The organism is Pseudoxanthomonas suwonensis (genome assembly GCF_010093235.1).
GTDB lineage: Bacteria > Pseudomonadota > Gammaproteobacteria > Xanthomonadales > Xanthomonadaceae > Pseudoxanthomonas > Pseudoxanthomonas suwonensis.
On the sequence record NZ_PDWP01000013.1, the window covers coordinates 92,837 to 104,754 of the forward strand.

Consider the following 11,918-nt stretch of genomic DNA (forward strand, 5'->3'; position numbering starts at 1 on the left):
GCCGCACGCCTGCCGCCCTGGCCGCAGGCGCCCTGCGCACGTGGACTGGCAGCCCTCCGGGCCGCCGATGTCCGGTGCGTCCCGACCGTCCATCGAGAAGCGAGGCAAGACCGATGCTGAAGAACCCGTTGACCCGGCTGGCCCTGGCCACCGCGCTGCTGTTTGCCGGCAGCGCCTCCGCCCAGGCGCCGGCCCAGGCCAGCGCCACCCTGCGCGCGGACCAGCCCGGCGAGACCGTCAGCCGCTACATCTTCGGCCAGTTCGCCGAGCACCTGGGCTACGGCATCTACGGCGGCATCTGGGTCGGCGAGGACTCGAAAATCCCCAACACCCGTGGGTACCGCAACGACGTGCTGGCCGCGCTGAAGAAACTGCAGGTGCCGGTGGTGCGCTGGCCGGGCGGCTGCTTCGCCGACGAGTACTACTGGCGCGACGGCATCGGACCGCGCGAAAAGCGCCGGATCAAGATCAACACCCACTGGGGCGGCGTCGAGGAGCCCAACAGCTTCGGCACCCACGAGTTCATGGACTTCGCCGAGCTCCTTGGCACCGATGCCTACGTCTCCGGCAACACCGGCAGCGGCTCGCCGCGCGAGATGGCCGAGTGGGTCGAGTACATGACCTACGAGAAGGGCTCCTCGCTGGCCGAGGAGCGCCGCGCCAATGGCCGCGACAAGCCGTGGAAGGTGCCGTTCTTCGGCATCGGCAACGAGATGTGGGGCTGCGGCGGCAACATGACGCCCGAGCATGCGGCCAACCTGCATCGCCAGTTCCAGACCTTCGTCAAGGTGCCCGCCGGCCAGACCGTCACCAAGGTGGCCGCCGGCGCCAACGGCGACGACTACAACTGGACCGAGGTGATGATGAGGATCGCCGGCAAGCACATGGATGCGCTGTCGGTGCATTACTACACCGTGCCCGGTGGCTGGCCGCCGCGCGCCTCCAGCTTCGAGTTCGACGAGGCCGCCTGGATCCAGACCCTGGAAAGCGCGCTGAAGGTCGACGAGCTGCTGCGCAGGCACATCGAGGTGATGGACAAGTACGACCCGGAGAACAAGGTCGCGCTTTACCTCGACGAGTGGGGCACCTGGTACGAGGCCTACCCCGGCACCAATCCGGGCTTCCTCCAGCAGCAGAACACCCTGCGCGACGCGCTGGTGGCCGCGATCCACTTCGATGCGATGAGCAGGTACGCGCACCGGGTGAAGATGGCCAACATCGCGCAGATGGTGAACGTGCTGCAGGCCATGATCCTCACCGAGGACTCGAAGATGGTGCTGACGCCCACCTACCACGCCTTCGAGATGTACAGGCCGTGGCAGGACGCGACCCATCTGCCGCTGGAGTTGAAGGCTCCGCAGTACCGCCACGGCGAGATCGCCATTCCCGGCGTGCACGGTTCGGCGGTGCGGGCGAAGGACGGCCACGTCTATATCGCCCTGAGCAACCTCGACGCGAACAGGGCCACCACCGTCTCTGCCAGTGTCAGCGGCCTGCAGGCCCGTTCGGTCTCCGGCCGCGTGCTGACCGCCAGCGCGATCACGGCGCACAACACCTTCGACCAGCCCGAGGTGGTGAAGCCCGCGACCTTCAACGGCGCCCGCATCACCGGCAGCACCCTCGAGGTGGACCTGCCGGCCAGGTCCCTGGTGGTCCTGCGCCTCGAGTGACGCGAAAACCGGGGTCAGAGTGCACTTTTCAGGGAACTCTGACCCCGGTGCGTTCAAAACGCTTGCACTCCTGCGCCGCGCGCGACGGCATTGCGTCGTCGCCACCGCCCCGCGTCATTGAAGCGCCAGGTGATGCATGGCCCGGACAAGGCCGGAAACCGCATCCGTGGCTCCGCCGGCTTGATGTCACGAACCTGCCTTGGACACCCGGCCCCCGGGTGCGCGCCGGTTACCCCAGTTACGGGCGATCCCGGATTGTTCGGAGCGGGCAAATAGTGATGCCGGCAGCGACCGGTATATCGACACGGTCCCGCTGCCTACAGTGACGGCTCCCAGCGGGCCATCCCGGCCCGGACCGGAGTCCCCCATGAGCACCCGTGACGTCGTCTTCCCCGAGGGCCGCCGTGCCCTGTACGAGCTGCACCGCTATTCCCCCGCCGTGCGCAGCAACGGCCTGCTGTTCGTCTCCGGCCAGGTCGGCAGCCGTGACGACGGTTCTCCCGAGCCGGACTTCGAGGCCCAGGTCCGCCGCGCCTTCGACAATTTGCAGGCCGTGCTGAAGGCCGGAGGTTGCACCCTCGACGACATCATCGAAGTCACCACCTTCCATACCGACCCGCAGCAGCAGTTCGAGACCGTGCTGAAGGTCAAGGACGAGGTGTTCCCGCAGGCGCCCTACCCGGCCTGGACCGCCGTCGGCGTCAACTGGCTGGCCGGGTTTGACTTCGAGATCAAGGTGGTGGCGCGGATCCCGGAATGATCGCGCTGGCGTAGTCCGGATAAGGCCGCGCGCCCGCACCGCGGAGCGCAACGATGCCTGGGCCGTCGAAACACGGGGGTTGGGCTTCGGAGGCAAGGCCCAGGTACGCGCATGCGCCCGAAGCGCCCGCTACCCGGTGCGCTTCGCTTATCCAGGCTACGCATGCCGGGAATACCGTCACGACGGTGTAGGCAAAACCCGAAAAGTGCACTCTGACCCCGGTTTCAGGTTTTGTGCATGAGCTGGATCAGGTTGCCGCAGGTGTCGTCCAGGACGGCGATCGTGACCGGACCCAGGTCTACCGGCGGTTGGGTGAAGCGCACGCCGGCGGCGACCAGACGCTCGTACTCGCGGTTGACGTCATCGACCATGAAGGAGGTGTACGGGATGCCGTCGGCCACCAGCGCTTCCTTGAAAGGTCGCGCGGCCGGATGTGCGTCGGGCTCCAGCACCAGCTCCACGCCCTCCGGATCCCGTGGCGACACGACGGTCAGCCAGCGATGCGGGCCCATGGGCACGTCCTGCTTCTTCTGGAAGCCGAGGATGTCCGTATAGAACGCCAGCGCCTTCGCCTGCTCGTCGACGAGCACGCTGGTCAAGCCGATGCTGATGCTCACTTCGTCTTCTCCTTGGTCGATCTGCCGGGTTTCCTCCATCGCTTCAGCGCCTGCTCCAGGGGCCGGGTGTCGATGAAGTGGAACTTGCTGCGGCCCTCGCGTGAACTCCTGACCAGGCCTGCCGCCTCCAGCACCTCCAGGTGCTGCGAGATCGCCTGGCGGCTCAACGCCAGGTCGTGCTTCATCGCCAGCCGCGCGCACAGTTCGTAGAGCGCCTGCCCGTCCCGCTGGCTCAGTTCGTCGAGGATCAGCCGCCGCACTTCTGCGGAAAGCGCGTCGAATACATCCACCATGGGCCGACAATAGGCAAGTCACTACTTGCATGTCAAGGAGCAGCACACAACCGGGGTCGGAGTGCACTTTTCAGGCGATCCTGACCCGGGACGGCGCCAAAGTCCGTACCGCACCCCGGCCGTCGGCACGACATGCGCCGTTGAAACACAACCCCGGAAACGAAGCCGTGCGTGCGTGGCGTGCAGTCTTCTTGGGTAGGACTTTGGATCTGTCCGGTATCAGACTTGGATCAAAAGTGCACTCTGACCCCGGTTTTGGTTATTTCCAACCTATCCCTTGCTCCACCACTTCCCGGACGCGGAAGTTGGCGATGCGTCGGATCAGCGCCAGCGGCAGCGGCTGGTCGAGGGGGAACTGGATGGTGTTGCCGGAGGTGACATGGCCAGCCAGCTCGGGCGCGAAATGAGCCACCGCGCCGATCGCCGGATGCAGGCTGATGTGCTGTTTGTGGGCGGAATAGACGAAAAGCACGGTGCCGAGGCTGAAGGCGGGCTTGCCCCACTTCAGCGACTCCTCCGCCTCCGGCGCCGCCTCGTGCAGGCACTGGCGCATCTCCCGCAGCCGGTCCTGGGCCAGCGACGGGGCGGCGGCGATGTACTGCTCGACCGTGGTGGGTTTGGCGGGCTTGTCCATGCTGCCTCCAGTGAGGGGAACCAACGCAAGAAGACGCGTCGTCCCGGCCTCCGCTGGGACGACGGTGTGGTTCAACCGTGGTGCGGAACACCGGTGTGGCTCAACCACGATGTAGTCATACAGGGGCGTAGTTCAACGATGCTGCCGCTACCCGCCCGAATACTCTTCGCCCGACCGTGGCGCATCCGGCAACTGTTCGTCCAGCGACTGGCGGTAGCGGATGCAGCCGCGCAGGAACACCGGCCACTCCGGCACGACCGGCCTGACTCCCGACTGCTCCGGCAACAGGTTCCACATGTCCGGGTGGTGCCAGCACAGCGCGTGGCCCGTGGCGTCGCGATGCACACGGATCGCGTTGCGCAGCTTCACTACTTCCGCGACCAGCTGCTCGCGGCTCATGCCTTCCAGATCGGAGTCCATGGCGCACCTCCAGCCGGGGAAACCGGGCTCAGAGTGCACTTTCCTCCCACAGACCCGAACCCTCAAGCGCCGTCCCGGGGGAAGGTGCACTTTGACCCCGCTTTTCCGCTGACTCCCTTTCCACTTATCAGTACAGCCTCCTTCGCCTGACAGGCCTGTAGCAGGCTTGCCCCTGACCCGGCCTCATCGGCGGCACGTTCCGGTCCGGCGCGACGCTATCCCGCCAACAGCAGCGCCGTGACAACGGGCGCCAGGCATGCCAGGCCGATCGTGAGCACGACGATACTGCGCCAGTTCCGTGCAGCCTGATGCCTGGCCAGGCGGTACCCACTGGCAATGACAAGCGCGGCCAGCACCAGCAGCCCCAGCACAAAGATCCACGTAGCCGCCCCCCACACACGCGGATCTCCCGGGAACGTGAACAGCACGCCAGCCGCAACGACCGTAACAGCGGCGAAGACCAGGGTGAGCATGTTCATCGATGCAAGCCTGCGTACCACTGTCATGTTCCTTTATCCATCGAACCGGCCGGGCGCGGAAGAACCATCATGGGCCGGGGCATATGCATCACAGGGGATGCCCGCCGTCACCCTGCCAGCGCCGTCCAGGATTTCCAGCGTGTTCCCGTTCCACCTGCTCTTACGGAAGTCATGGCTCACGATCACGATCCAGGCCCCGCTCGCAAGCTCGCCTGCGTCCAGCAGCGCGCCCAGCCTGTCCCGGATCTCGTAGCGCACATGCACCCCACCCGGTGCGAAGCGCCTGATGATCGCCACCCGGAATTTTCTCCTGCGAACCACCTCGAGCAGCCCAGCTCCGTCTCCAGCCGGAAGCCGGACTCCCTGACACAGCGCATCGTCGCTTCCAGCGCTCCGATCGCCGCCCCGTACCGCGCGGCAAGTGCCAGCAGCGCCGTCTCCACGCATCCAGCGATGGTTTCTTCCTGCGTTTCCTGCGGCAGCCTGAAATACGACTCCAGGTCGAACCCCGGCATGGCATACGTTCCGATCGGCCCGTGCGGCTGGCCGACGACGCCGTCGTTGCCACGTCCCAGCTCGATCACCACGCGGCGCAGACCACCCAGTTCGTACTTCGCAGGCAGGTAGTGGCGGACGATGTCGAGGACATGATCGCAGGACTGCCGCAACGCACGTATCTGCTCGCGGTCGTGCCCCGCCGGAAGGACCATGACGTCACCAAGATACATGGCGGCCTAGGCACTCCCGGCGTGGCCCGCCCCGCACAGCGGGTTCGACCTGGCTGGATCGCTGCAGCGCGCCCGGGATGTCATCCAAGGATATCCACGCCTCTATGCCCGTCCGGCACGCCCTGGACCAGAAGCACGTCTCCCTCCGTGTTCCCCGTGCGCAGGGGACGGATCGCCCGGTACGCCTCCGACTCGTACCAGCTTCGGGCCAGCTCCATGGAGGGAAACTCGATGATGACCAGATCGCCCGACCAAGAGCCCTCGAGTGGCTGATAGGGACCTCCATGAACACGGTACCTGCCGGAGAAAGGAGCCAGCGTGTCGTCGATGCGTTGCAGGTACGCCTTGATCTCGTCACAGAACCGGGTCTCCCGTATCACGGCAACAGCATAGGCAGTCATCGATCACTCCATGGCACCAGGAATATTCGCGGCGCACTCCATCTCCCGGGAACGCTCCCGCGGCGTAGCGCGCAGTTTTGTAGCGCCTCCGCCAGCCGTCAATCGAACGCGACCGCACCCGACCGGCCTCGGGTGGCACATGGTCCACGCTTCGCGCCCCCCCATCGCCATCTTCGGAAGCCGGGCGGGACAGCCCCCGGTCCCGATCCATCGCGGGCGCCAGGCCCGCCCCGACTCACGCCCCCTCCCGCCGGGACAGGGGTGCATAGCAATCCTCATATGCCAACCGCCGCAATTGTTATTTTTCGGGCATGTCCCCGGCCGGTAGCATCCCTGCGCAACTGGTGGGCCGCGCCGGGACCCGTTCTCCGCCCTGCCCGCCGCCCTCTTACCGGGCAGGGACCCCGAGCGCATGAGCGACTCCAGCAAAAAGCCCTTACGCAGCCGGCAGTGGTTCGGCCGCGAGGGCAAGCAGGGCTTCTACTACCGCAGCTGGCTCAAGGGCTTGGGCCTGCCGCACGACATGTTCGACGGCCGCCCGGTGATCGGCATCTGCAATACCTGGTCGGAACTGACGCCCTGCAACAGCTCCTTCCGCGAGCTGGCCGAGCACGTCAAGCGCGGCGTGTACGAGGCCGGCGGCTTCCCGCTGGAGTTCCCGGTGATGTCGCTGGGCGAGACCCAGGTGCGGCCGACGGCGATGCTGTTCCGCAACCTGGCCTCGATGGACGTGGAGGAATCGATCCGCGCCAACCCGATCGATGGCGTGGTGCTGCTGATGGGCTGCGACAAGACCACGCCCTCGCTGCTGATGGGCGCGGCCAGCGTGGACCTGCCGACCATCGGCGTGTCCGGCGGCCCCTCGCTGTCGGGCAACTGGCGCGGCAAGCCGGTGGGCTCGGGCACCGGGGTGATCGAGATGTCGGAGATGGTCCGCGCCGGCACCCTTTCCCAGGCCGAGTTCACCGAAGCCGAGGCCTGCATGCAGCGGTCCAAGGGCAGCTGCATGACCATGGGCACGGCCTCGACCATGGCCTCGATGGTGGAGGCCCTGGGCATGTCGTTGCCGGAGAACGCGGCGATCCCGGCCGTCGACTCTCGCCGCTTCCGCCTGGCCCACCTGTCCGGCCGCCGCATCGTGGAGATGGTGCGCGAGGACCTGCGCATGTCGAAGGTGCTCACGCGCAAGGCCTTCGCCAACGCGATCCGCGCCAACGCCGCCATCGGTGGCTCGACCAACGCGGTGATCCACCTGTTGGCCATTGCCGGCCGACTGGGCGTGCAGCTGACGCTGCAGGACTGGGACGAGATCGGCTCGCGCCTGCCCTGCCTGGTCAACCTCAAGCCATCGGGCGAGTACCTGATGGAGGACTTCTACTACGCCGGCGGCCTGCCGGCGGTGCTGCGCGACATCTCCCAGCATCTGGACCTGGATGCGCTGACCGTCAACGGCCGCACCCTGGGCGAGAACATCGCCGATGCCCCGTGCTGGAACCGGGAGGTGATCCGGCCGCTGGACCAGCCCCTGCGCGCCGAGGCCGGCATCGCCGTGCTGCGCGGCAACCTCGCCCCGGACGGTGCGGTGGTCAAGCCGTCGGCCGCCTCGCCGCACCTGCTCAGGCACCGCGGCCGCGCCGTGGGGTTCGAGAGCATCGAGGAGATGAAGGCGCGGATCGACGACGAGGCGCTGGACATCGACGAGACCTGCGTGATGGTGCTGAAGAACTGCGGCCCGCGCGGCTATCCGGGCATGGCCGAGGTCGGCAACATGCCGCTGCCGCCCAAGCTGCTGCGCCGAGGCATCACCGACATCGTGCGCATCTCCGACGCGCGTATGAGCGGCACCGCCTACGGCACCGTGGTGCTGCATGTGTCGCCGGAGGCCGCCGCCGGCGGCCCGCTGGCGCTGGTGCGCGAGGGCGACTACATCGAACTGGACGTGGAGGCCCGCCGCCTGCACCTGGACGTGGACGAGGCCGAGCTGGCGCGTCGCCGCGCCGAATGGACGCCGCCGCCGGCGCCGACCCGTGGCTGGGCCAAAGTGTACGTGGACCACGTGCAGCAGGCCCACCTGGGCGCGGACCTGGACTTCCTGGTCGGCGGCAGCGGCGACACGGTCGGCCGCGACTCGCACTGAGCGCCATGCCGCACCGGTCCATCCAGGCATTGCTTGGGCACCCCGCCGCCGCTGCCCCGGCAGTCCGCCCGTGCGGCGGGGTTCTTTTCTTCGAGGAACCGGCATGGCCGGGACAGGCCCGCGACTGACCCGCCGCGGCTTCGTCGCCGCGCTCGGCGGCGCGGCCACGTTGCCGATGCTTCCCGCGCTGGCCCTGCCGCCGCCGCTTCCCGGCCCGCGCGGGCCGCTGCAGGCCTTCTCCCTGGCCGACGTGCGCCTGGGCGATGGCCCGTTCGCCCGTTCCAGCGCGCTCAACCTGCGCTATCTCGCCGCACTGGATATGGATCGCCTGCTGGCGCCATTCCGTATCGAAGCCGGACTGCCCTCGCCCGCACCGAAGTACCCGAACTGGGAATCGATGGGCCTGGACGGCCACACCGCCGGCCACTACCTGTCCGCACTGGCGCAGCAGGCCGCGCAGGGCAGCGCGGAGATGCGCCAGCGGCTGGACTACATGGTCGCGGCCCTGGCCCAGGTGCAGGCCGCCAACGGCGACGGCTACGTCGGTGGCGTACCCAATGGCCGCGTGCTCTGGAACCGGATCGCCAGCGGAGATTTCCAGGCCGGGTCGTTCTCACTGGAAGGCGCCTGGGTACCGTTCTACAACCTGCACAAGACCTTCGCCGGCCTGCGCGATGCCTGGCTGCTGGCCGGCAATGCCCGGGCGCGCGAGGTACTGGTGCGATTCGCCGACTGGGCCGACGCGCTGGCGACCAACCTCGACGATGCCCAGCTGCAGCGCGTGCTCGATACCGAGCATGGCGGCATGAACGAGGTGCTGGCAGACGTGTACGCCATCACCGGCGACCGCCGCCATCTGGCGCTGGCGCGGCGGTTCTCGCACCGTGCCATCCTCGATCCGCTGCTGCGGCGCGAGGACAAACTCGACGGACTGCACGCCAACACCCAGATCCCCAAGGTGATCGGCTTCGCGCGCATCGGCGAGCTGGACGGCGATGCGGAATGGATTGAGGCCGCGCAATTCTTCTGGGAGCGGGTCGCGCTGCACCGGAGCATTGCCTTTGGCGGCAACAGTACCCGCGAGCACTTCAACCCGGCCGACGATTTCAGCGGCATGGTCGCCTCGCGCGAGGGCCCGGAGACCTGCAACAGCTACAACATGCTGCGCCTGACCCTGCTGCTGGAGCGGCTGCGTCCGGACCCGCGGCATGCCGACTTCTACGAGCGGACGCTGTTCAACCACATCCTCTCCACCCAGCATCCCGGCCACGGCGGGCTGGTGTACTTCACCCCGATCCGGCCGCGGCACTACCGCGTGTACTCGCAGCCGCAGGAATGCTTCTGGTGTTGCGTGGGCAGCGGCATGGAGAACCACGGCCGCCACGGCGCCTTCGCCTACACGCACGACGGGGCCACGCTGAGGGTGAACCTGTACCTGGACTCGGAACTGCACTGGCGCGAGCGCGGCATGGTGCTGCGCCAGCGCACGCGCTTCCCCGAGGAAGAACTCAGCGTGCTGGAAGTAGCCACGGATCGGCCGCGAGTGTTCGCGCTGGAGCTGCGCCATCCGCACTGGCTGGCCGGCCCGCTGCGGATCAAGGTCAATGGCCGGCGCTGGCCGGTCGAATCCACGCCTTCGTCGTATGCGCGGATCGAACGGCAGTGGCAGGAGAGCGACCGCATCGAGATCGGGCTGCCCATGTCCACCCGCATCGAATCCCTGCCCGATGGCTCGGACTGGGTGGCGGTGATGCACGGCCCGCTGATGCTGGCCGCGCGCGCCGGCCAGGAGCACCTGGAAGGCCTGGTCGCCGACGACGGCCGCGGCAGCCACATCGCCCCGGGCCCTTACCTGCCACTGGACCAGGCACCGATGCTGGTGGGCGAGCGCGAGGCATTGGCCGCGGCGATCCGCCCGGTGCCGGGCGAACCGCTGGTGTTCAACGCCGATGCCCTGCTGCGGCCGACTTCGTTCCGTGGCCTGCACCTGGAGCCGCTGCACCGCATCCACGACGCCCGCTACATGAGCTACTGGCGCCCCACCACGCCGGCAGACTACCCCGCCGTGGTCGCCGCCATCGAAGCCGCCGAGCGCGAAAGGCAGGCACTGGAAGCGCGCACCCTCGACCAGGTCCAGCCGGGTGAACAGCAGCCCGAGGTCGACCATGCCTACCAGGGCAGCGACAGCAAAACCGGCAGCATGCTCGGCCGCCCCTGGCGCGACACCGGCGAGCGGTTCTCCTACCTGCTGCACGCACGTCGTCCTGCCGCGGCCGCCACCCCGCTGCTCCTGCAGCTGACCGTGTTCGGCGGCGAATGGCAGGCCGGCATGGATGTGCTGCTGGACGGCCGCCGCATCGGAAGCATCGTCCTGGACGGCAAAGGCAAGGACGATCTGGTGGTCGAGGAGATCGCGCTGCCGGTGGAAGCTTCGGCCGCGCTGCGCGGCGACGGCGCACGCGTGGAGTTCATCGCCCACCGCGGCAAGCGCACGCCGCGGATCTTCGAGGTGAGGCTGGTCGAGGCCGGGCTGCCCCAGTCGTAAGCAGGTAAATCTGCGACTACCAGTGCAATCGCACCCCACCATCGATGGCAGAGAGGCGGCGACCTCAATCACCAACCGGCCGGTGCTCGGTACCGGCGCCTGGCGTAAGGAACAGCATGGTCGTCGGCACGCTCGTCCTGGCCGTATGCCAGACGCCCGGCGGTACCAGCACGTACGAACCCGGGCGGCGCAGGTCCACGGTGCGCTCCCGCCCGGCCTCATCCAGCACCAGGGTCGCGGCGCCCTCGAGCAGCATCACCAGCTCCTCGCCGGCGGGATGGCGCTCCCACATCGACCAGGGCTCTGAAAAGGTGAAGGCGGTCATCAACCGTCCCTGGTCCAGCTGCGGATGCCTGCCTGCGGCAAGCTCGCCCCAGAAGGCATCGGAGACGGGAACCGGATCGACCCGTCCTCCATCGCGGAAGTGCAGATACGTATCGAGGATGTCCCTGGCAGAGCTCACGGCCACCTCCCTGGGTGAAAGCCGGGATCAGAGTGCACCTTCCCAATCCCAACGTCGAATACGACGGAAGCGCCCCCTACCTGGCCATAGCGCGGCCCAGGCATGGACCGGGCTGGCAAAGCGCACTGCACCGCCGCAGCACCGGACCTGGCGAGGCCCGGTGCGCCGCACGCGCCGCGTCGCTACCGCCGGACTGCGCAAGTGCACCAGACGGGAGGGCGGCTTTCCCGGACACGACAGAGCCCCCGGATGTGGCCTTCGGCCTTGCGCCGGTTACGAGGAGCTACCGCCGTGGGTTGAGGATGTCGCGCAGCGCGCCGCCGACCGTATCGCCGATGGCTTCACCGACCGCGTTGCCGATGGTCTCGCCGATGCCGGGGCCGGCCGTGCCGCTGCCTCCACCAGTAGCGCCTGCCCCCCCTGCCGAGCCCGCCGCACCACCCGCGCCGGCACCACCAGAGCTGCTGCCGCCGCCTGCGCCCGCAGCGCCCCCCGAAGCGCCGCCACTGCTGCCAGTTCCGCCTGATCCAGCGGCGCCTCCTGTGCCTGGTGCGCTGCTGGAGCCACCACCACCCCCGGCTCCCGCAGTGCCGCCCGAAGCGCCCCCTGCTCCACCCGATCCAGCAGCGCCTCCTGCTCCTGGTGCACCGCCAGAGCCACTACCCGCGCCACTGGCACCAGGCGCGCCGGCGGCTCCGGCGGTTCTGGTGGAGCTTCCGGTGCAGGTGCGGGCGGCAGCGCCACCGGAGGCACCACCGCCACTGGCTGGCC

General features: G+C 68.2%; 12 protein-coding genes. 4 read left to right on the top strand and 8 right to left on the bottom strand.

The window, feature by feature from the left end; genetic code table 11:
* Positions 1-113 precede the first annotated feature (113 nt).
* Positions 114-1,670: an alpha-N-arabinofuranosidase gene (locus CSC68_RS08090; protein WP_162203054.1), complete on the top strand. Its 1,557-nt coding sequence runs from the start codon at positions 114-116 to the stop codon at positions 1,668-1,670.
* A 367-nt stretch (positions 1,671-2,037) separates the two neighbouring features.
* Positions 2,038-2,430: a RidA family protein gene (locus tag CSC68_RS08095; RefSeq protein ID WP_162203055.1), complete on the top strand. Its 393-nt coding sequence runs from the start codon at positions 2,038-2,040 to the stop codon at positions 2,428-2,430.
* 224 nt (positions 2,431-2,654) lie between these two features.
* On the opposite strand, the gene CSC68_RS08100 is transcribed toward CSC68_RS08095, so the two are convergent.
* From CSC68_RS08100 to CSC68_RS08130, 7 genes are all read right to left on the bottom strand, one after another.
* Positions 2,655-3,047, bottom strand: a complete 393-nt coding sequence (locus CSC68_RS08100) for a VOC family protein (protein ID WP_246193488.1) — start codon at positions 3,045-3,047, stop codon at positions 2,655-2,657.
* On the bottom strand, positions 3,044-3,340 hold the full coding sequence (locus CSC68_RS08105; RefSeq protein WP_162203056.1) for an ArsR/SmtB family transcription factor: 297 nt from the start codon (positions 3,338-3,340) through the stop codon (positions 3,044-3,046). Before CSC68_RS08105 ends, CSC68_RS08100 begins: the two co-directional genes overlap by 4 nt.
* Before the next feature lie 259 nt (positions 3,341-3,599).
* On the bottom strand, positions 3,600-3,974 hold the full coding sequence (locus tag CSC68_RS08110; protein ID WP_162203057.1) for an iron chaperone: 375 nt from the start codon (positions 3,972-3,974) through the stop codon (positions 3,600-3,602).
* Positions 3,975-4,121: 147 nt separating this feature from the next.
* Positions 4,122-4,394: a hypothetical protein gene (locus CSC68_RS08115; protein ID WP_162203058.1), complete on the bottom strand. Its 273-nt coding sequence runs from the start codon at positions 4,392-4,394 to the stop codon at positions 4,122-4,124.
* A gap of 215 nt (positions 4,395-4,609) precedes the next feature.
* Positions 4,610-4,873, bottom strand: coding sequence for a hypothetical protein (locus CSC68_RS08120; protein WP_162203059.1), 264 nt, complete (start codon positions 4,871-4,873; stop codon positions 4,610-4,612).
* A 182-nt stretch (positions 4,874-5,055) separates the two neighbouring features.
* Positions 5,056-5,601 carry a hypothetical protein gene (locus tag CSC68_RS08125; protein ID WP_162203060.1) on the bottom strand — a complete coding sequence of 182 codons (546 nt, stop codon included), beginning with the start codon at positions 5,599-5,601 and terminating at the stop codon, positions 5,056-5,058.
* An 80-nt stretch (positions 5,602-5,681) separates the two neighbouring features.
* Positions 5,682-6,002, bottom strand: coding sequence for a DUF1330 domain-containing protein (locus CSC68_RS08130; protein ID WP_162203061.1), 321 nt, complete (start codon positions 6,000-6,002; stop codon positions 5,682-5,684).
* Between the two features lie 412 nt (positions 6,003-6,414).
* Between CSC68_RS08130 and CSC68_RS08135 the strand changes: the two genes are divergently transcribed.
* Positions 6,415-8,139, top strand: a complete 1,725-nt coding sequence (locus tag CSC68_RS08135; RefSeq protein ID WP_162203062.1) for an IlvD/Edd family dehydratase — start codon at positions 6,415-6,417, stop codon at positions 8,137-8,139.
* A 103-nt stretch (positions 8,140-8,242) separates the two neighbouring features.
* Positions 8,243-10,684, top strand: a complete 2,442-nt coding sequence (locus CSC68_RS08140) for a glycoside hydrolase family 127 protein (protein WP_162203063.1) — start codon at positions 8,243-8,245, stop codon at positions 10,682-10,684.
* A 64-nt stretch (positions 10,685-10,748) separates the two neighbouring features.
* Here CSC68_RS08140 and CSC68_RS08145 read toward each other — a convergent pair whose 3' ends face one another.
* Complete coding sequence (locus tag CSC68_RS08145; protein WP_162203064.1) at positions 10,749-11,147, bottom strand: cupin domain-containing protein; 399 nt, start codon at positions 11,145-11,147, stop codon at positions 10,749-10,751.
* Positions 11,148-11,918: the final 771 nt, after the last annotated feature.